Here is a 21,349-nt window from a genome sequence, read left to right as displayed (position 1 = left end):
CTTTTGTTCCCCTTTCTTTCATCCTACTCAATCTGAATGTCTCTAATTTCCTCTTTTGGTACAATCATTGCATCTTCCCCAAAAATCACTTTTTTTGGGAATTGAATGACCCTTCTTCCTTCGGTTATATCAGATAAAAGTCCGTCCGACAGTTCGTACCCTATAATTTTCCCCATTTCTTCCATAAAATAAACATCCTCTATATGACCTAATTCGTGTCCATTCGTCGTGATAATCGGTTGTCCCTTAAACAGACTTTTGCCAGAGTAAAAACCGTGGTATTGATCAATCGGGTCTAATGTAGAGAGGAATCGTTTTGTTCCTACCGTTACTGCATCATCACCAATCGCTCCGATATGCTCAAAAGCAAGAAAAGCCGTTTTAGAAAAAAGCCCTTTTGCTTCGACGGCAATCCCCATTAATTCCCCTCTGTCATTAAAATAGACGTCCTTTACGGAACCGATCATTTTACCGCTACTCGTATCGAGAACCGGCAAACCAATGACATCCAAAACCTTTCTCACATCAAATCCCTCCTCAAAGAGTAGGGATAAGCTTAGTATGTGATAAATCTTTTAAAACCAATCATTTGCGTTTCTCTTTCACAATATTGGCAATAATTAAAGCAGCTTGCGTAATTTCTTTCTCGGTATTTCCATAACCAAAACTGATCCTTATTGCAGAACGGGAGATTTTTTCATCTACATGTAATGCCTTCATCACTCTGGATACTGTTAATGCACCAGATGCACAAGCAGCTCCTCCAGAAACGGCGATTCCCTTTAAGTCTAGATTCATGATCAACGTTTGATTGTCAACTCCTGGGAAACTCACATTTAATATCGAAGGTACAACATCATGGGGATGTCCATTTACCACAAATCCTTCTTGCCCTAATTCTTCCTTCCAAATCCCAATCATTTTATCACGAAAATGTTTCGCATGATCCTGTTTTTCTTTCAACGTGGCTTTTAATATTTTCGCTGCCTCACCAAAACCAATAATTCCAGGGACGTTTTCTGTTCCTCCTCTTCTTGATCGTTCTTGGGTCCCGCCAAATAGGGGCTTAAATGGTACATGTTCACCAATATATAATGCTCCTACACCTTTAGGACCATTAATTTTATGTGAAGAAATAGTTAGTAAGTCGATAGGAAGCCTTGCAATATCAATATCCATAATCGGATACGCTTGCACAGCGTCCGTGTGAAAAATAATCCCCTTTTCCCTTGCTATTTGTCCAATCTGCTCAATAGGTTGAATCGTTCCAAGCTCATTATTGACATACATCACACTGATTAAAATGGTGTCTTCACGAATCGATGCCTGTAATTGTTCCATATTAATGATTCCCTCTTGATTGACGGGAATCGCTGCAATTTCAAAGCCAAAATCTTGTAACCATTTGGCTGCTTCCATCACTGCCGAATGTTCAATTTCGGAAATGATGATATGCTTCCCTTTTTCTTGATTCGCTAAAGCTACTCCAATCATAGCCAGCATATCGCTCTCCGTTCCACCACTGGTAAAAACAATCCTTGTCGGATGAACATTTAGGGTTCTAGCTATATACACTCGTGCATCTTCTAACGGAAGTTTTACCGATTTTCCAAACCGATGAATACTAGAAGGGTTGCCGAATTTCTCCTGCAAAAAAGGTTTCATCTTTTCAAAAACTTGTGGATGAATAGGGGTAGTTGCTGCATGATCAAGATAAATTCTATTCATACCCATTTCTCCTTTTCTTTTGAAAGATGTAAACGAAGGATATTTTCAAAACGTACACCCCAGAATGTAATAAAAAACTGCATCAACGGTCCAATAAAGACGGATAAAATCAGTGTGCCAATAAAAACAGGGCCACCTAAGAAAAAACCAATGACTAAAACGATGAGTTCCATCCATGTTTTCACTTTGCGAATACTCCAATTTAAACGGTTCGATAAAACCAACATCAAACCATCTCTTGGACCAGCACCTAAATTAGAAGTAATATACATACCTGTACCGATTGCCATAATGATCATTCCAAGGATGAAAAAGAGACTTTGATAAAACCATTGTCCTTTGTGCATCGTTGGTAAGATAAAAAGAAATAAATCGATAAACCAACCGACAAAGATCATATTTAATAGGGTTCCAATGAAAACAACTTTTTTATCCAAAAGATAAGTAAACAAAACAATAATAAGTCCGGCTATTTGCGACCATGTTCCGATCGTTAACCCAAACGTTTTATACAAACCGATATGAAGGACATCCCATGCAGATACTCCTAGATTCGCCTCAATAGTTAGAGCGATTCCTAAGCTCATCACAATAAGTCCAATAAAAAAGAAAACGATGCGATAGAAGATTTCTTCTTTTTTCATCTTTTCTCCTCTTTTCAACCATTCATCTCATACAAAAGCTAATCCCTTTTTCGCTGCTGTAATTTCATTTCCATTCCTTGATCACTTGGGTAATAATATCTTCTTCCCGTTAATTCGTCTGGTAAATACTGTTGCTCAACATAATGATTCGGATAATCGTGGGGATATTTATATCCTATTCCATGACCAAGCTGCTTGGCTCCTTTATAATGAGTATCTCGCAAATGTTTTGGAACTTGGCCTAATTTTCCAGCGCGAACATCACTTAAAGCAGAATCAATGGCACGAATCACCGAATTTGACTTCGGACTTTCAGCTAAAAAAATAACACATTGTGCGATATTAATGCGAGCTTCAGGAAGACCAACAGCTTCCAAAGCATGAAAAGTAGCAATTGCTTGTTCTAAAGCGGCAGGGTTGGCCATACCAATATCCTCAGATGCATGAACAATTAATCTTCGAACAATCAGTTTCGGATCTTCTCCTGCTTCTAACATCCGGGCTAACCAATATAGAGCCGCATCAGTGGCACTTCCCCGGATCGATTTGATTAACGCGCTCATCATATCGTACCGTTGATCAGCAGTATCATATCTCATGGCCGGTTGTTGAATCGACTCTTCTGCTACTTGTTTCGTAACATGAATAATTCCCGATGGATCAGGCTCCGTTGTGGTTACTGCTAACTCTAAAGCGTTCAATGCTTTGCGTAAATCTCCATTAGCGGTTGTGATTAAATGTTCAAGTGCATCTTCATCCATAACAACATGATATTCCCCTAGTCCTCTTTCTTTATCTTCTAAAGCTGTTCGTAAAGCCGTTTTCATTTCTTCGTAAGTTAGAGGTTCTAAGCGAAAGAGAAGGCTTCGTGATAATAATGCAGAGTTTACTTCAAAAAAAGGATTCTCCGTTGTTGCACCAATTAAAATAATTTCCCCTTTTTCCACCGAAGGTAACAATGCATCTTGTTGTGACTTATTAAAACGATGAATCTCATCTAAGAAAAGTATCGTTCTTTGTCCATACAACTTTAATCGTTCAGCGGCTTTTTCTATCACTTCGCGAACTTCTTTTACCCCAGTACTTACCGCATTTAAACGAACGAATTCGCTTTTTGTCACCTGACTAATGACATATGCTAAACTGGTTTTTCCCGTACCCGGCGGACCATAAAGGATTATGGAAGTTAAGCGATCTGCTTCAATCGCTCTTCTTAATAGTTTTCCTTTGCCAATGATATGTTGTTGCCCAATATACTCATCGAGATTTCTTGGTCGAAACCGATCGGCTAATGGTGCAAATTGTTTTGCTGATTCAGAAAACAAATCAAACATTTACGATCTCACTACCTTATGCTTCACTTTTTTGTTTGCTAATCTGATAAAAAGCATCAATCGTATCAGAAATATCTTGATCTGTAATGTGCCTGTGAGTGGTTAAGCGAATCAAATATTCACCAAAGGCGCTTCCTAGAATCTGATAACTCTTTAATTCCTCTAAAAATTGTTGTGCTGTCATTCCCGTTTCCTTCACATCAATTAAAACGATATTGGTTTGAACCGACTCAAGATCAATCTTCATTCCCTTTATTTCTTGTAAGGCCATGGCTAGTTTTTTTGCTCGGCGATGATCTTCTTTTAAGCGATCGACCATTTTGGTTAGAGCGATAATTGCCGGTGCAGCCATTACTCCAGCTTGCCGCATACCACCGCCTAAACGTTTTCGCCATTTCCTTGCTGCTTCAATAAAAACCTTTGATCCAGCAAGAACAGAACCCATTGGCGCACTTAACCCTTTAGAAAAGCACACCTGAACCGTATCCACATACTGAGTGAACTCTTTTACATCAACTCCCAACGCCACAGCAGCATTAAAGATTCTCGCTCCATCAAGATGTACAGGAACACCTTTTTCTTTTGCAACTTGATATACTTCTTTCATATATTGTGGTGGAAGAATTACTCCACCAGCACGGTTATGGGTGTTCTCTAAACCAATCATCGCCGTATGAGGCAAATGAATATCTCGATCATCGCGAATTGCTTCACGGATTTTCTCAACAGGCATTTGCCCTTTTTTCCCAGGAATAATCCTCGTTTGCACTCCCGCTAAAGCAGCAGCTGCTCCTCCTTCATAATAAAAAATGTGAGAGTCAGCTTCTAAAATAATCTCATCTCCAGGTTTCCCATAAGTTAAAACAGCAACTTGGTTCCCTTGTGTACCACTAGTGACAAAAAGTGCCGCTTCTTTTCCTAATTTCTCAGCCGCTAATTCTTCCAATTGCCTTACCGTAGGATCTTCACGATAAACATCATCCCCAACTTCTGCTTCATACATCGCTTTTCTCATTTCTTCGGTAGGTTTTGTCACCGTATCGCTTCGTAAGTCAATCATTTTTCTCTCTCCCTATTGAATATTTTTTTAACGAATGTTTCAATATATTCTAATCCCTCAGTCCAATCCTTAATTCGAGGGATTGCTTGGTTATAATGTTGATTATACCGCGCATCAACGATGACAGTATGAATGTTCGCTGCTAAAAGCCGATCTAAGTGTTCAGGATCATCTTCAAAAAACAGATCTATCCTTAAATCTTTAGCAATCTTCCCTTTATCATGGATATTCATATACAAATTGGTTCCATCAAAAGGAAATCCATGTTTTTGAAGCCATGCTTCAGTAATAGCCCTTATCCTTTTGACATTAGGCCTTGCTGTGATGAAAAAAATTTCATGACCCTCTTTTTTTAATTGTTGCAATGCTTCTGGAGCTCCCTCCAACGGGATTCCAATCGTATAGATCTTCGCTTCTAACTTCCGCCATAATTTTCTTCCTTCTTCATAGCTTAAGCCAAACGGTTCATCAAGGTAAAAAGTGGTGACTTCTTCCTCTTTCACATCCATATTTAATTCCTCATTATATAACTGAATGGCAGCTTTTTGCGTCTGTTTAATCGTGCCATCGATATCAACGCCAATCCGCATATTTATCACTCCATCCTTAAATACTTCTTACATGTAATATATCATTTCCTACGTTGAAAAATAGCATTTACTGCATCATCTAAAGCTTTTTTTGGGTTTAATCGATTTGTAACTGTTAATTGTAAGGCTTGGTTCATTGGATCCCATACTTCAGCCATTTCTTTCAGATTTGGAATTGGTTCTGCGTGTTGGGATTGAAGAAGAATCGCTTTCACTTCTTCATTATTTACGATCATTGGATCACTGACGAGTTGTTTTAAAGGTGGAATTTCTCCTGTTTTTTTAAAATGAATTTTCGCATTTTCTGGATTCGTTAACCACTCTATTAATTTGGTTGCCCAATCGAGATTTTTGGAGTAAGGGGTCACAAACCAGCCTTTTACACGCATAAATGTTTTTACAGGTTTCCCATTGGGGAGAGTTGGGAGCGGTGCAACACCATATTCAATTCCAGCATTTCGATATGTTTGCAATCCAGAAGGATCGTTCATAACAGCTGCAACCTTCCCTGCAGTAAACAAACCATCCATCGTCTGCGCTCCCAATGCACCAATGATCTCTTTGGGAAATAACCCTTCCGCATACCACTTTTGAATAAACTCCAAACCTTGAACAGCTCCTTGGTTATTTAACCCAAGATCTTTTGGTGAAGGAATTCCTTCTTTTTCGCCAAAGACATAACCACCAAATCCACTGATGATTCCATGTGCAAAATAATAGTTATCCCAAAGGGCTAAAAAACCATAATAACCATATTTTGTGAATTCTTTCGAAAAAGTATATAGCTCATCAAAAGTTGTGGGAGCTTGAGCCATTAGTTTCTTGTTATAAATAAAGATTGGTGTTTCAATCGATCGCGGCAAACCAAAAAGTACTCCTTTATAAGTTAAAGCATTGATCGCTGATTCATTAAATTGGCTTACGAGCTCTTTGTCTACTTTGATGGGCATAACTAAACCTCGTGTCACGGCTTGCCCCAATTGGGTATGTGGCATGGTAATCACATCGGCTGCATTACCTGCAAGCCCCTCTTGATAGAGTAGTTCTAGCATCTTTGTGCTGTCTACTTCTTTAACCTCAACTTTGATTCCATATTGCTGCTCAAAACTATTTAACGCGGGTTCGATTCCGGCTGTTTTACCAATCTCATCCCAAACCACTAATTTTTTAGGTTTTGTTTCCGTAACGATTTGCTTTTGATCTCCATCTAAACTGCACCCTAAAGAAAAGACAACGATAATCATTATTGATAGGAAAATAGAAAAAAACTTTTTCATCGAAAATACTCCTTATTTAGTTTTAGATCTATTTCATTTTCACCAAGCAAAAAGAAGAAGAAGGAGAAGGAGTGAAAAACAATGAAAAAATCTGATTGGATTTCCATACCATTAAAAACGTTCATTCCAGTGAAGTTACGCCATATAGGTAATCGAAATTAATGTTGGATAGCTAGGATGATGTTTCTTTAAACGATTTGAAATTGATGTTTCACTGTAATTCGCGTAACAATAACTGCATTGAAAACGGCAAGTATTATAAATGCCCATATCAATAGATGCCACACATTGGCATTCCTTTCTTTGGTTCTTGTCTTTTTTAAACTTCTTATCCATTTGAAAAACACTTTGAATGAATTGGTCATCTATGCAGCTCCCATGCTGAATTCCCCATGAATCTAGATTCAACTTTTCAGCACATGTCTGAATTTCCATTCCATTTTTCTTTGCGATCTCAGATAAATGTGTGGAAAGATGAATGATGTCCTTCTGATATTCTTCAGTGGTAATGTCTTTCAATACAATTCCATAGCGTTCTTCTAGTTTCCTTAATCTTTTATCTACCTTCCCATAAAAATCAAGAAAACTAATGGTTAGGCGACAAGTATATCCTTTGAGTTGCCCTGCAATTTTTTCTACTTTTTCCAAATGATATTCTATCGGCGTGATATTACTTACAATAATGGGATCATATCGCCAAATCACTTTATTCTTGCCAATCTTCCGACTTAATTCTTGAAAAGTCTCAATTCTTTCATGAACAGGAGGTACGTTAGGCTCAAATACCTTAGGATAATCATTTAAAGTAATCTGAAAGTAGTATTGATACCCTTTTTTATTAAGTGGCTCAAGATATTTTATAAAAGGCTTTGGATTTTTTGTCCAGAAAACAAAAACATCTACATCTTCTGGCTTAAGACTAATTTTTTTCACTTGTTTGGGATTAAAGGGATTAACGCTATAGAAATATCCTGCTTTGATTCGATTCATGAACCATTCACCAAAAAAAGCTGGTATATCTGTTCTTCTACTTACACTAATAATCAATGAAGGGACCTCCCAAATCATTCTCCCTCAATAAAATGACGAATGACGACGCTAGCAGCAATTAATCCAGCTACAGGTGGTACAAAACCATTACTAGAAGGAGGCATTTTTTCTTTACGAATCTTACTTTCTTCTTTTCCTACTTCGGAAAAAAGCTCTTGCTTGGGGATTAGAGGTTTCTCAGGGGAAAAGACAACCTGTACCCCTTTATTAATACCATGTTTTTTTAATTGTTGGCGTACTACTTTCGCCACAGGGTCCATATAAGTTTTCGAAATGTCTGTCACAACAAATTGAGTTGGGTCTAATTTATTTGCCGCGCCCATTGAAGAGATAATCGGTATCTTTCTTTTTTTGCTTTCTACAATCAGATGTACTTTACTTGTAATGATATCGATCGCGTCAATGATATAGTCTGGTTTGTAAGAAAAAATTTGTTCAGCGGTATCTTCATTATAAAACACGTGTAATGGGATTACTTCACATTCTGGATTAATCGTTTTTATTCTCTCTTTCATTACCTCTACTTTAGGTTTTCCTATAGTTGAAGTAAGGGCATGAATTTGGCGATTGATGTTCGTAATATCGATCTTGTCTTTATCAACCAGAATTAACTTACCAATCGCAGAACGAGCTAAGGCTTCGGCAGCAAAAGAGCCAACTCCACCTATTCCTAGAATCATAACAGTCTTTTGTTTGAGACGTTGAAGGTTTTCTGTACCAATTGCCAATTCAAGGCGTGAAAAAGCATGAAGCATAATTTTTATCCTTTCTCAATATGTATTAATAATGTACGCAATAAAAAAGGAGCCCCGGGATGCCGTGTCTCCTAAGTTTTGAACCTGCTCTCTCGCAGGTGGGTGTCCTGTCATTTGCTTCCTTGTTTCATGATAAAATCATGCTCTCAATTCCACAAATGAACTCCGGACTCCCTATTTATAGGTGTTGGCTCAAAACTGTCGCGAAATCACGTACAACTTAGGGCTCTCTAGTTGTTATTTGTAATTTTATGTTACCATACTCAGTTCTTTTAAATCAAGTGAAGATTTTTACAAAACTGTGTCATACTAACTAGGGAAAGCATTTATTCTGTAATTTCTAAGTGAAGTTCTTCTAACTGCTTATGATCAACTGGTGAAGGAGCTCCTGTTAACAAGCAATTGGCTCCAGATGTTTTAGGAAAGGCAATGGTATCTCTTAAATTGTTTCGTTTTGCAAGAAGCATGATGATTCGATCTAAGCCAAAAGCGATTCCACCATGGGGAGGAGTGCCATATTCAAAAGCTTCTAAAAGGAAACCGAATTTATCCCATGCTTCTTCTTTGCTAAATCCAAGGGTTTTAAACATTTTTTCCTGAATCTCTTGTTTATAGATCCTTAAACTGCCTCCACCTAATTCATATCCGTTTAACACCATATCATATGCTTGAGCACGGACTTTAAGAGGATCCGTATCGAGTAATGGGATATCTTCTTCTCTAGGCATTGTAAAAGGATGGTGTTCAGCAACATAGCGTCCTTCTTCTTCATCATATGACAGGAGTGGAAAATCAGTAACCCACAAAAAACGATATTCATCTTTGGGAATGAGATTCAAATCTTTACCTAATTTGAGTCGAAGATTCCCTAGTGCATCAGCGACCACCTTTTTCGAATCAGCAACAAAGAGAATCAGATCCCCAACTTCAACTTCAAGAATTGTGCGTAAGTGGTTCATTTCTTCATCTGTGACAAATTTAGCAATGGAACCTTTCACCTCATCTTCTTTAAAAGCAAGCCATGCTAAACCTTTCGCACCATAATGGGTAACGAATTCTGTTAACCCATCGATATCTTTTCGACTGTAATGGGCTGCTCCTTTGGCATTGATCGCTTTGATTTGGCCACCATTTTCAATCGTTGATTTAAATACTTTAAATTCGGTATTCTTAAATACCTCGGTCAAATCCTTCAGTTCCATGCCAAAACGAATATCCGGTTTATCTGATCCATAACGATCCATCGCTTCTTGATAAGTCATCCGTGGAAATGGACGAGGAATCTCATATCCGATCGTTTCCTTAAATAAACCCACCATCATTTCTTCCATTAGATCTTGGAACTCTTGTAAGGGCATGAAAGACATTTCTATATCCACCTGTGTAAATTCAGGTTGACGATCCGCACGTAAGTCTTCATCGCGGAAACATCTCGTAATTTGATAATAGCGTTCAAAACCAGCGACCATTAATAGTTGTTTAAATAACTGGGGTGATTGGGGCAAAGCATAGAAATGACCTGGATATTTGCGGCTTGCGACTAAGTAGTCACGTGCTCCTTCGGGTGTACTTTTTGTCAGCATAGGTGTTTCAATATCCAAAAATCCATGCTTGTCCAAAAAGTTACGAATATACGTTGTTGCTTTATGGCGTAAGATCAAGGTATTTTTCATCTCATTGCGACGTAAGTCTAGATAACGATATTTTAAGCGGAGTGTTTCATCGATATCGATGTTATCCTGAATAAAAAAGGGTGGGTTTTTGGCTTCGTTGATAATCTCCATTTCTTTTACTTCGACTTCAATTTGACCAGTTTCCAAGTTATGATTGATTGTTTCCTCAGGACGTTTCACTACTTTTCCTTTTACTCCGATCACATACTCATTTCTTACTTTGTCAGCCGTTTTATGTGCTTCAATAGATATTTCTGGATTAACGACAAGCTGAACAATGCCGCTTCGATCTCTTAATTCAATAAAGATTAAACCACCTAAGTCTCTTCTCTTTTGCACCCAACCTGTAAGGACAACTTCCTCATTCACATTCTCTAAACTTAGTTTTCCACATTGATGAGAACGATACATGACCATTTCCAAATCCCCCTTTACCTTAATTTACTCGTTAAAACTGGAATGATATCATCAAAGGAAACCTCTTGTTGTTCTCCACTAGCCATATCCCTTAGAATCACTTTTTTGCTCTCAAATTCATCATCGCCTAAAATCAAGACATATTTTGCTTGAAGACGATCGGCAGCTTTCATTTGCGCCTTCATTTTCCGTCCTAGGTAATCTTTTTCAGCTTTGATTCCCGCTTTTCTAAGGTCATCAAGAATCTTCATACTGACTGAATCTGCTTTCTCCCCTGTTGTGACAAAGTAGACATCGATACCTTTCGCTAATTTAAGGTCGATTCCTTTCTCTTTTAAAGCTAAAGCAACTCTTTCAAGAGAAAAAGCAAAACCAATTCCTGGTACATCATTTCCACCAATTTCGGCAACTAATCCATTATAGCGGCCACCGCCACAAATAGTACCTACTGCCCCAATATCTTTAGAAATAATCTCAAAAGCAGTCTGTGTATAATAATCTAGACCACGAACTAATCTTGGATTTTCTACATATTCAATTCCCATTTGATCGAGATAAGCTTTTACTTTCTCATGATGACTTTTACAATCCTCACATAAATGTTGATCAATCGTTGGCGCATCTTTGGTTACTTCTTGGCAAGTTTCATTTTTACAATCAAGAACACGCATTGGATTTCGCTCTAAACGTGATTGACAATCCTTACATAACTTTTCCTTTACCCCATGTAAATGGGTGACCAACTTTTCACGGTGAAGAGGTCGGCATACAGGACAACCTACACTATTGAGTTCCAAACGCAAATTGGTTAAACCCATTTCTTCAAAGATTCGAATCGCCAAAGAAATCACTTCAGCATCAATCGCAGGGTCGCTACTTCCTAGAACCTCAACTCCTACCTGGGTAAATTGGCGCATGCGGCCCGATTGTGGCCGTTCGTAGCGGAACATTGGGCCAATATAGTATAACTTCGTTGGGTCAGGATTGGCATATAGTTTGTGTTCAACAAAAGCGCGTACCACAGAAGCAGTACCTTCTGGCCTTAAAGTAAGGCTTCTTCCTCCTCGATCGGTGAAGGTGTACATCTCTTTTTCAACAATATCTGTCGTCTCTCCTACCCCTCGTTGAAATAATTCGGTATATTCAAAGATCGGTGTCCGAATTTCTTTATAATTGTATCGTTTAAAGATCTCTTTTGACGTTTGTTCAATATAATTCCATAATTCAGCTTCTTCAAAGAAAACATCGGCTGTTCCTCTAGGTACTTGAAATTTCATAGCGAACCTCCTTCAACAGAATAACAAAGATATCTAAAAATAAAAAATCCCTCGTCTGATGTCAAACATCAGGGACGAGAGATAGAATTTCCTTCTTCACCCGTGGTGCCACCCTAAATTGGATATAAATCCCACTCATTTTGGATAACGCCAATTCCTAGCGCTCTATAGCTACTCGTTTTCGTCCTTTCGCCAAGAGTTCTCCGGGATGTCTTTCTTTAGGTCGTAATAGAGAGATGATCTCAGCCAACTCATCTCCTCTCTGGCTATCCGTTTCCTAAATACTTTTTCCCTTCACCGAATCACTATTTAATTGTTAATTATCTTACTTAGCCAAAAATAGAATGTCAAGGTTTAACAATCAAAAATTTCATTTAATTGTTCAATTTTTTCCTTTGTATACTTTTTAACCGAATTGATATATGCTCGTGGTTCTTTTGGATTAGGAAAGCGTATGACCGTATTTGACTTTGGAGCAATGAATTTACTCACTGCTCCGCTTCCTAACCCAATGATGGTTTGTTTTTCTTCCATAATGAGGATATTATAAAGACTTTCCTTTCCTTCACGGGCATAACCCACATTTTCTAAGTTTCCTAACATATCTTTTTGACGGTATAAGTAATAAGGATGATAACCATGTTTTTTTGTCCAAATGGTGGCATACTCCATCATGCGTTGAATCTCTTTTGGATCGGTTATAGCAAATTTCTCTTTATTCTTCGTTAAATAAGAGGCCCTTTTAAAGGCCATCGAATGAATGGTTAAAGATTCAGGGAGCAGTTTTTCAATTTGTGCAAGAGAGTGTTGCAGCTCTTTTAACGTCTCCCCTGGCAAACCAATAATCAGATCCATATTAATATTGTTCATGTTCATTTTACGAGCTAAGTGAAATTTTTCGATGGTTTCTTCTACTGTATGGTGGCGCCCAATCACTTCCAATGTTTCTTGTGTGAACGTCTGGGGATTAATACTAATGCGATCCACATTCCATCGTTTAAGTATACGAATCTTATCCTCGGTTATCGTATCAGGACGGCCTGCTTCAACGGTAATTTCCCTTACAGATTGAAGATCAATGAAACGATCGAGTAGTTGAAAAAGATGACCTAATTGATCAGCTTCGATACTCGTTGGCGTTCCCCCGCCAAAATAAATTGTAGTTACTTTCCTCCCTGACTCTCTTAACCAGTTGCCGAACTGTTCGATTTCATATCCTAATCCTTGTAAAAAATCTTCCACTGTTCCATTTTGTCCTGTAATTGTATAGGCGGGAAAAGTACAATACGCACATTTCGTTGGACAAAAAGGGATTCCGATATATAAACTAACCTCTTCGTCGATCTCATATAGATCAGGAATCACCTTTAATTGTTTTTGGGCAATCTCACGTAACAAGGCAATTTTATTTGGCTTTAGCAAGTAATCTTTCGCTAAAATGTGATCAGCTTCATCATAAGACATTTCTCTACTTAAATGATGGTATAACTTCATTGGACGAATTCCTGTGAGAATTCCCCAATCATGGCTTTTCCCAGTAAAATGTTCTAGAGTTTGTACCCATACATGGCTGATCCCTTTTTTAATCTCTTTTCTTATCTGGTCTTTTGTTTTGTCAATAATGTTTCGTTCATGTTTAAAAGTAAGTGTTTCCAATTGGGTAAAGACTTTTGCTAAAAACAAAATTTGTTTATCTTTTATCTCATAACGAAAATCAATGGTGACCATATTCTTGGTTTCTATCGGCTGATTATACACCAATTGATCTTCATCTGATTGAAAAAGATCATAGATTAACTCAATCTCTCGTTTTAGTTTTTCATCAACATTAATAATATTAAATATCATGTTTGCCCCTCCACTAATGACTAGAAACAGTATACTGGTTCTATTTCTAAATAACAAGTGAAGGGAAATTTGTCCGTTGTACTTATACGTTAAAAAGAAACTTAATACTGTTGCTAATTTGTCCTTCCATGTTTCATCTTCACTAAGACTACAGGATCTATTTCCTGGGAAAATTGATGTTCTAAAATCATCTCTTCCTCAGCCAATTGATCATAAAAGTCAAGAGAAAACATTTGATTCCACTGTTTTAAATGTAATTCTTTCTTCGCCTGGTGCATACGAGTCCTCCATTACTTTCTTCTCCATTATTATTGCCAAATATTGTTGAAATTAAATGCTTTTGGACTAATTTTCTTAATGTGGCAGGAATCAAAGGCGAAAAAAAGAAATTTTTAATAACAGTGGATTCTCTGACAACTTAGAAAGGAAGGATGAGAGATTGAAACGAAGGTTCATTATGATTCTTTTTTTTATTCAATTCGTCGTGTTTCAAACAGTGATCTCCCAGCAAAACGTTTATTCTTCAACCATGTTGGCTGCAAAAGTAGACCTACTTAATGTTAGAAGAGGACCAGGATTAAACTATGAAATTTTGACACAAGTGAAACGGGGAGAAAAATATAGCATACTTGCAGAAAAGAATGGTTGGTACAAAATAAACATTGATAAAACTTATGGCTGGGTGGCTGGTTGGTTAGTCGATATAAATGAGGAACAAACCAATAACAACCGACAAACAGCAAAATCGATCATTCCTAATTTAAATGTCCGTTCAGGACCAAGTACCAGTTTCCCTATTATCAATCAAATCCACAACGAGAAGTATTATCTAATTGTCGATCAAGTAGGGGATTGGATAAAAATCCAACTAAAACCAGGCAAAGAAGGATGGGTAGCCAAATGGTTAACCAAACAATCGAATCATTCACCATCTGAAGATACAGTAAAAAAAGATTTGGTAAAAATCAAAGCTAGTCGATTAAATGTAAGATCAGGTCCTGGTATCACTTATTCTATAATCGGACAACTATTAAATGGCGAAGAAGTCGAAGTCTTTGAAGCAAAAAATGGATGGTACCAAATTGGTTATCAAAATCAAGATGGTTGGATTGCTAGTCAATATGCGGAAAATGTAGACCGTAGTGATGAAATGGAATTGACCAATCAACCTAAAGTCGTCATTACTCTTCCAAAAACGAACATTCGTAAAGAACCAACGATCAATTCCCCAATCGTTGCCATTGTTCAAAAAGGAGAGCAATTTCCCATTATTGGAACAGAAGGAGATTGGTACTTGATTCAGCTGCCTGATGGAAAAAAAGCATATGTGGCAGGCTGGATTGTATCGGTAACAGGAATAGAAAAAAAGATAAAACACGGAATTGAGAATGCTTTAGCTGGGTATACCATAGTTGTCGATGCTGGACATGGCGGCTATGATTCCGGTTCAATCGGAACTTATTTTAATACAAAAGAAAAGGACGTGAATTTATCAGTAGCTAAACGACTGCAAAAGAAATTAGAAGCTGCAGGAGCGAAAGTGATCATGACAAGAGATGGGGATTACAAAGTCTCTCTCGAGCAAAGAACAAATGATGCTAGCACAAATAAAGCGGATGTGTTTATCAGCATTCACCATAATACCATTTCTAACCCTGATGTTCAGGGAACGATTACGTATTATTACAAGAACATAGATCAAAAACTTGCAAAAACCGTTCATCAGAAACTCGTAAAACAAAATGGCAGAAAAGACTTAAATACCCGTTTTGGAAACTTTTTTGTTTTAAGAGAAAACAAAAGTCCATCTATTCTCGTAGAACTTGCTTTCCTTACGAATTACGAAGATGAACTTCAAGCTCGTTCTCCCCTATTTCAAGAACGATCAGCAGAAGGTATTTTTCAAGGAATTATTAAATATTTTCAAGAATAGTAAAAATAGGCTTGTATATTCCATAAGCAGTGACTTTCGGGAATGTATTTATACACGGACAACGGAGCGTGTTGGAATATACAAGCCCAATATGGCTTAATTGAATCTATGATTCTAAAAGAATGGTTACTGGGCCATCGTTAATAAAATCCACTTCCATCATTTCGCCAAACCGCCCCGTTTCTACATGAACCCCTTTTTCTCTTAACAACTGGTTCAGCCGTTCATAACATTGTTTTGCTTTATCAGGTTTTGCAGCATTCATAAAATTAGGCCGTCTTCCTTTTCTCGCATCTCCATAAAGGGTAAATTGAGAGATGGACAAAATACTTCCTTTTACATCTAAAATCGAGAGATTCATTTTCCCTTCTTCGTCATCAAAAATTCTTAAATTCACAATTTTATCTGCCAAATATTCAATATCTTTCTCTTCATCATCATGTGTCACACCAACAAGCAAAACAAGGCCTTTTTCAATGGCCCCAACCACTTCTTGATTCACAAGGACTTTCCCTCGTTTCGCTCTTTGTACAACAACTCGCATCCCACCATCTCCTTTACTGCATGATTCTGCGAACCGTATAGACATCCTTGACTCGTTTGATGCGTTCAACGACGGAATGGAGGTGTTCCGTATTATGAATCAGAATCGTCATTAAGATTGTCGCCATTTTATTCTTATCTGACTTTCCAGAGACAGCAGTCATGTTCGTCTTTGTCTCAGATACTGCTTGAAGAACTTCATTGAGCAATCCTCTGCGATCCATTCCTGTAACCTCAATATCCACATTATAGGCTTGATCTTGATGGTTATCCCATTCAACATAGATAAACCGTTCACTATCTTCTTTTAACTGTTGAATGTTAGGACAATCGGTTCGGTGAATGGAAACTCCTCTTCCTCTTGTAATAAAGCCAATAATTTCATCACCAGGAACGGGGTTACAACAACGAGAGAAACGAACCAATAAATTATCTACCCCTTTTACTTTTACCCCATTTGCAACTTTTTTCTTTGAAAGCGTTGTTGTTTGGGGACGAAATTCGATTCCTTTTGAAAAATCTCCATCATTTGTTTTCTTCACTTTTTCAATCAGGCGGGTAACGATTTGCATGGCAGTAATTCCGCCATAACCAATTGCCGCAAGCATATCTTCTTCATCATTAAAATTGAACCTTTGAGCCACTTCTCGCAGGTTTTCTTGAGTCATCAATTGACTCACATCATAGCCTTGACGCCGCAATTCTCTTTCAATACTTTCTTTCCCTTTTGAAATATTTTCTTCACGTTTTTCCTTTTTAAACCATTGTTTAATTTTATTTTTCGCATGAGAAGATTTTGCAATTTTTAACCAGTCTTGGCTGGGACCATAACTATGTTTGGATGTTAAGATTTCAACTATATCTCCTGTTTTCAGCGGATGATCAAGGGGAACGATTTTCCCGTTTACCTTGGCTCCGATACAACGATTCCCTACTTCTGTATGAATACGATAAGCAAAATCTAAAGGAACAGATCCTTGTGGTAACTCAATCACATCACCTTTGGGAGTAAATACAAAAACCGCATCGGAAAAAAGGTCCATTTTTAACGATTCCATAAATTCCCTTGCATCTTTATAGTCATTTTGCCACTCGAGTATTTCTCTAAACCAAGTTAGTTTTTCTTCAAAGGATCCAGTCGCTTGAGTTTTTCCCTCTTTATATGCCCAATGTGCGGCAATCCCATATTCTGCCGTATGATGCATCTCAAAGGTTCGAATTTGCACTTCTAATGGTTCCCCATTTGGCCCAATAACAGTAGTGTGAAGAGATTGATACATATTTGCCTTTGGCATTGCAATATAATCTTTAAAACGACCAGGCATCGGTTTCCAAAGGGTATGAATCGTTCCTAACACGGCATAACAATCTTTAACGGTATCTACAATCACACGGACAGCCAATAGATCATAAATTTCGTCAAAACGTTTATTCTGTTTGACCATTTTCCGATAAATACTGTAAATGTGTTTTGGTCGTCCAGAAATTTCGGCATGAATATCTAGCTCTTCTAAGCGATTTTCGATCGTTTGGATGACCTTTGCAAGGTATTCTTCTCTTTCTGCTCTTTTTCGCTTCATCAGATGGACAATTCGATAATATTGTTGAGGATTTAAATAACGAAGAGCAATATCTTCTAACTCCCATTTTACCGTAGAAATTCCTAAACGATGGGCAAGTGGAGCAAAGATCTCTAACGTTTCATTAGCAATTCTCCTTTGCTTGTCCTCTGGCAAATGTTTCAAAGTCCTCATATTATGAAGACGGTCCGCTAACTTAATCAAAATCACGCGGATATCCTTTGCCATAGCGACAAACATCTTCCGATGATTTTCTGCTTGTTGTTCTTCCTTTGATTTATATTTAATCCTCCCTAACTTAGTTACACCATCGACCAAACGAGCAACCTCTTCACCAAAGACCTCTGTAATCTCCTCTAATGTGACAGATGTATCCTCCACCACATCATGAAGGAGACCAGAGATCACGGTAACCACATCCAATTGCAAGTCTACAAGAATCTCGGCGACTTTAACTGGATGAACAATATAAGCTTCTCCCGATTTACGAAATTGGCCTTCATGAGCTTTCGCTGCAAATTCATAGGCTTTTTCGATTAATGCTATATCTTCATCAGACATATAATCTGCTGCTTTTTCTAATAAACGATCCATACCATGGTCCATATGTCTTCACCTGATATCTATAAATATTGTATATCATTCTATTATTACTAATTTTCATTCGAAAGTAAAGGGACAGAGGAAAGAAATTCCTTACCAAATAAAAGAAACCTAACACATTTGCTAGGTTTCTTAAAATAGCATCGCATATTTACTCCATTAATAAGTAACCAAAGAAAAGATTTCGTAATCCTTTAATGTTTCTCTTCCTTTCAGATAACCTAACTCTATTAAAAAAGCGGCGCCAACCACAATACCACCTAATTTTTCAACGAGTTCAATGGTTGTTTTAATCGTTCCGCCAGTAGCAAGAAGGTCATCGGCAATCAGTACTTTTTGCCCAGGTTTTATTGCATCAACATGTATCGCTAATGCATCTTTTCCATATTCTAAATTGTAGCTCGCCTGAATCGTTTCAGCAGGCAATTTCCCTGCTTTACGAACGGGAACAAAGCCAACCCCCAATGAATAAGCTAGAGGTGCTCCAACCACAAACCCCCTTGCTTCTGGGCCAGCAACTAAATCCACAGCAAATTTTCGGGCAAATTCAGCTAGATCATTAATGGCAGAACGATACGCTTCCCCATTTTTTAATAAGGTAGTAATATCTTTAAAACGAATCCCTTCTTGAGGGAAGTCTGGGATTACCCTTATTAAGCTTTTATAATCCATCAAAATAACTCCTCCTAATTCCTATGGAACTTGTTTAAAAACCAATTCCTTAGGGTTTTTGAATTAGAATATACGAATATTTCCTTTACCTTTTCCTTTTCCAAAAATTCACGATATAAAAATGATTGCATTAATTCTTTCTTCTCTGGATTAGGGTGTAAGGTAAGAAAATCTCCATCTACTATTATAAAACCTAATTCCTGAAAAACATCAAGTATAAATTGAAAAGTTTCGATATTTATCCCCAATTTTTTAAAAAAATGTTCGGCTTTTCCCTTTTGGTTGATATTCGGATATTTTTTTAAGACCGTATAGACTTGTTTAAATACTTCGCGAGTAGGCATTTTGTCCAATCTATATTTAGTATGGACGAAATTTTCATATATACAATAAAGTTTTTTTGCTTCTTGCAATTTCATTATTATTTCTTCCATTATCGAAATATTTGGCGGCAAATCATAAAGTACGATCTGTTGAATAGCCGATAGGTCTGATTTTCTAACATTTTGATAAGAAATTTTTTTTGCCAATTGAAAGATCGAAATATCTTCATTCACTTTTTCATCATAGAGAATTACAACATTTTCGTGATCTAATTCTTTTAATCGCTCTACTTGATTCCTACTATTCCGCCAATCAAAGATTTGCAGATGGGGGATATGTATATCTTGAACCATGATTTGTGGTTTTTTTTCTCCATTCCATTCGTTAATATTTAGTTCCCCTAGAACACGAATCTCTGAAGAAGCGGCAATTTCTTTATTGAGATCACCCATTTTAAAAGCTAAAGCCTCAATCGTTTTGTTTTGATTGGTTAAGATCATTTTTAAATGTTGGTTTTCTTTTCCTATCGTAGATGTCCTAGCAACTTCAATTTGCTCGATCAACCATTTCGGACTAGGATTTCCAATACCGAAAGGTTCCATTTTTTCAATTTGTTCAATAAATGGAATGGTAATTTGATCCAAGTTACAAACCATATCTATTTTTTCTATGGGGATATAATCCTCTTCACTTAACCATTCTTCCGCTAGTTGGTTTAATTTATCTCTAAGTAGGGGGATATTTTTCTCCTCAATACTTAATCCCGCTGCTTGTTTATGACCACCAAAATGGGACAGTATATCTTTTATCCTAGTTAGTGCTTGGTAGATATCATACCCTTCAATACTTCTTGCCGATCCTTTGGCCATTTTTGTTGCCGGATCAACACTAAGAACAATGGTTGGTCGGTAGTATTTTTCGAGAATACGAGATGCAACAATACCAACTACACCCACATTCCAATTTTCTTTCGCCACAACGAGAACTTTATCGTTCTCCATTTCTTCTTTTTCGATGATTTCAAAGGCTTCTTGCGTAATATCTTCAACAATTCCTTGCCTTTCTTGATTCATTGAACCTAAAACATGCGCTAATTCTTTGGCCAATTCTTGATCTTCGGTAATGAACAATTTCACGGCATAGTCAGCTGTCTCTAAGCGACCACTTGCATTAATTCTTGGAACGATCCCAAATCCTACATGCCCTGTAGTGATTTTTTTATCCTTCAATCCTGCTTCATCAAGCAAAGCCCTAAGTCCAATATGTTTTGTTTTTGTAAGTCGTTCTAAGCCGATACTCGCAATAATCCGATTCTCATCCACTAACGGAACAAGATCGCCAATCGTACCAATCGCAGCGATGTCTATGTATTCGATTGGAATTCTTTTTAGTAATGCATGAGCAAATTTAAACGCCACGCCAACACCAGCCAAAAGTTTAAAAGGATAGGTTTCTTCAGGTATTTTGGGATTGATGATGGCAAACGCATCAGGAAGAATCTCTTTTGGTTCATGATGATCCGTAATAATCAAATCGAGACCTAGTTGTTTCGCCAGCTTTGCCTCTTCAATGGCACTTATCCCCGTATCTACAGTAATCACTACTTGAAATTTCTTTTTTGCGGCTTCTACTAGAGCTTCTTTATTAAGTCCATACCCTTCGGAAAAACGATTTGGGATATAGTAATCAAAATTGGCTCCGATTTGTTTTAATGTTTTATACATAATCGTTGTACTGGTGACACCATCAGCATCATAATCTCCATAGATAAGAATTTTTTCCCCTTTTTTGATTGCAGTAAATATGCGATCAACTGCTTTTTTCATATCAGTAAATAAAAAAGGGTCATACAACATCATGATATCGTAATTTAAAAATCGTTCGATATCTTCTTTTTCCTTGATACCGCGTATAGCTAACAACCTAGCTATTAACGGATTTAAACCTGACTCACGAACCATCTTCTCCACCGTTTGCTCATCTACTTCCTGAATGAGCCAACGTTTCTTTGGTTCTAACATAATCTCCACTCCCAGATGTT

Annotated in this window: 18 protein-coding genes, 1 other RNA gene and 1 other annotated feature; of the genes, 1 reads left to right on the top strand and 18 read right to left on the bottom strand. The window is 37.4% G+C overall.

All coding sequences use genetic code 11. The features are described 5' to 3' along the window. Positions 1-23: 23 nt before the first annotated feature. The 14 genes from ACMW72_RS06530 to ACMW72_RS06465 all read right to left on the bottom strand — a co-directional run bounded on the left by ACMW72_RS06530 (position 24) and on the right by ACMW72_RS06465 (position 13,931). Positions 24-524, bottom strand: coding sequence for a PRC-barrel domain-containing protein (locus tag ACMW72_RS06530; protein WP_418368039.1), 501 nt, complete (start codon positions 522-524; stop codon positions 24-26). 61 nt (positions 525-585) lie between these two features. After that, positions 586-1,728 (bottom strand): cysteine desulfurase family protein, encoded by a 1,143-nt coding sequence (locus ACMW72_RS06525; protein ID WP_418368038.1) that lies wholly within the window; start codon positions 1,726-1,728, stop codon positions 586-588. Continuing rightward, positions 1,725-2,372 (bottom strand): YczE/YyaS/YitT family protein, encoded by a 648-nt coding sequence (locus ACMW72_RS06520; protein ID WP_418368037.1) that lies wholly within the window; start codon positions 2,370-2,372, stop codon positions 1,725-1,727. The genes ACMW72_RS06525 and ACMW72_RS06520 overlap by 4 nt, the downstream gene beginning before the upstream one ends. 38 nt (positions 2,373-2,410) lie before the next feature. Next, positions 2,411-3,706 (bottom strand): replication-associated recombination protein A, encoded by a 1,296-nt coding sequence (locus tag ACMW72_RS06515; RefSeq protein WP_418368036.1) that lies wholly within the window; start codon positions 3,704-3,706, stop codon positions 2,411-2,413. Positions 3,707-3,722: 16 nt separating this feature from the next. Beyond that, the gene (gene ltaE / locus ACMW72_RS06510) at positions 3,723-4,766 is read right to left on the bottom strand and encodes a low-specificity L-threonine aldolase (protein WP_418368035.1); all 1,044 of its coding nucleotides are present in this window, start codon (positions 4,764-4,766) and stop codon (positions 3,723-3,725) included. After that, complete coding sequence (locus ACMW72_RS06505) at positions 4,763-5,356, bottom strand: 5' nucleotidase, NT5C type (RefSeq protein WP_418368034.1); 594 nt, start codon at positions 5,354-5,356, stop codon at positions 4,763-4,765. The genes ltaE and ACMW72_RS06505 overlap by 4 nt, the downstream gene beginning before the upstream one ends. 41 nt (positions 5,357-5,397) lie before the next feature. Continuing rightward, positions 5,398-6,633 (bottom strand): extracellular solute-binding protein, encoded by a 1,236-nt coding sequence (locus ACMW72_RS06500; RefSeq protein ID WP_418368033.1) that lies wholly within the window; start codon positions 6,631-6,633, stop codon positions 5,398-5,400. Between the two features lie 135 nt (positions 6,634-6,768). Then, entirely contained in the window at positions 6,769-7,680 is a 912-nt protein-coding gene (locus ACMW72_RS06495) for a DUF1848 domain-containing protein (RefSeq protein ID WP_418368032.1), read from the bottom strand. A 17-nt stretch (positions 7,681-7,697) separates the two neighbouring features. Continuing rightward, a complete protein-coding gene (locus tag ACMW72_RS06490; protein ID WP_418368031.1) occupies positions 7,698-8,438 on the bottom strand; it encodes a ThiF family adenylyltransferase in 741 nt (246 codons plus the stop codon). Between the two features lie 47 nt (positions 8,439-8,485). Further along, a non-coding RNA gene (gene ssrS, locus ACMW72_RS06485) (6S RNA) lies at positions 8,486-8,668 on the bottom strand. Positions 8,669-8,764: 96 nt separating this feature from the next. Beyond that, positions 8,765-10,522, bottom strand: coding sequence for an aspartate--tRNA ligase (gene aspS, locus ACMW72_RS06480; RefSeq protein WP_418368150.1), 1,758 nt, complete (start codon positions 10,520-10,522; stop codon positions 8,765-8,767). Positions 10,523-10,542: 20 nt separating this feature from the next. Then, positions 10,543-11,805 (bottom strand): histidine--tRNA ligase, encoded by a 1,263-nt coding sequence (gene hisS / locus ACMW72_RS06475; RefSeq protein ID WP_418368030.1) that lies wholly within the window; start codon positions 11,803-11,805, stop codon positions 10,543-10,545. A 67-nt stretch (positions 11,806-11,872) separates the two neighbouring features. Further along, positions 11,873-12,112, bottom strand: a binding site (T-box leader). Positions 12,113-12,159: 47 nt separating this feature from the next. Further along, complete coding sequence (locus ACMW72_RS06470; protein ID WP_418368029.1) at positions 12,160-13,653, bottom strand: coproporphyrinogen III oxidase; 1,494 nt, start codon at positions 13,651-13,653, stop codon at positions 12,160-12,162. A gap of 113 nt (positions 13,654-13,766) precedes the next feature. Then, complete coding sequence (locus tag ACMW72_RS06465) at positions 13,767-13,931, bottom strand: hypothetical protein (protein WP_418368028.1); 165 nt, start codon at positions 13,929-13,931, stop codon at positions 13,767-13,769. A 161-nt stretch (positions 13,932-14,092) separates the two neighbouring features. Between ACMW72_RS06465 and ACMW72_RS06460 the strand changes: the two genes are divergently transcribed. After that, positions 14,093-15,586 carry an SH3 domain-containing protein gene (locus ACMW72_RS06460; protein ID WP_418368027.1) on the top strand — a complete coding sequence of 498 codons (1,494 nt, stop codon included), beginning with the start codon at positions 14,093-14,095 and terminating at the stop codon, positions 15,584-15,586. 106 nt (positions 15,587-15,692) lie between these two features. On the opposite strand, the gene dtd is transcribed toward ACMW72_RS06460, so the two are convergent. From dtd to recJ, 4 genes are all read right to left on the bottom strand, one after another. Continuing rightward, positions 15,693-16,130, bottom strand: a complete 438-nt coding sequence (gene dtd / locus ACMW72_RS06455; RefSeq protein ID WP_418368026.1) for a D-aminoacyl-tRNA deacylase — start codon at positions 16,128-16,130, stop codon at positions 15,693-15,695. Positions 16,131-16,143: 13 nt separating this feature from the next. Next, positions 16,144-18,303 (bottom strand): RelA/SpoT family protein, encoded by a 2,160-nt coding sequence (locus ACMW72_RS06450; protein ID WP_418368149.1) that lies wholly within the window; start codon positions 18,301-18,303, stop codon positions 16,144-16,146. Positions 18,304-18,471: 168 nt separating this feature from the next. After that, complete coding sequence (locus ACMW72_RS06445; RefSeq protein WP_418368025.1) at positions 18,472-18,984, bottom strand: adenine phosphoribosyltransferase; 513 nt, start codon at positions 18,982-18,984, stop codon at positions 18,472-18,474. A 14-nt stretch (positions 18,985-18,998) separates the two neighbouring features. Then, positions 18,999-21,329 carry a single-stranded-DNA-specific exonuclease RecJ gene (gene recJ, locus ACMW72_RS06440; RefSeq protein ID WP_418368024.1) on the bottom strand — a complete coding sequence of 777 codons (2,331 nt, stop codon included), beginning with the start codon at positions 21,327-21,329 and terminating at the stop codon, positions 18,999-19,001. Between the last annotated feature and the right edge of the window lie 20 nt (positions 21,330-21,349).

The sequence above is a fragment of the Tepidibacillus sp. LV47 genome, from assembly GCF_048381575.1.
Taxonomy (GTDB): Bacteria; Bacillota; Bacilli; order Tepidibacillales; family Tepidibacillaceae; genus Tepidibacillus.
The sequence above is the reverse complement of the archived record's forward strand: the minus strand, read 5'-3'. Positions and strand labels throughout refer to the sequence as shown.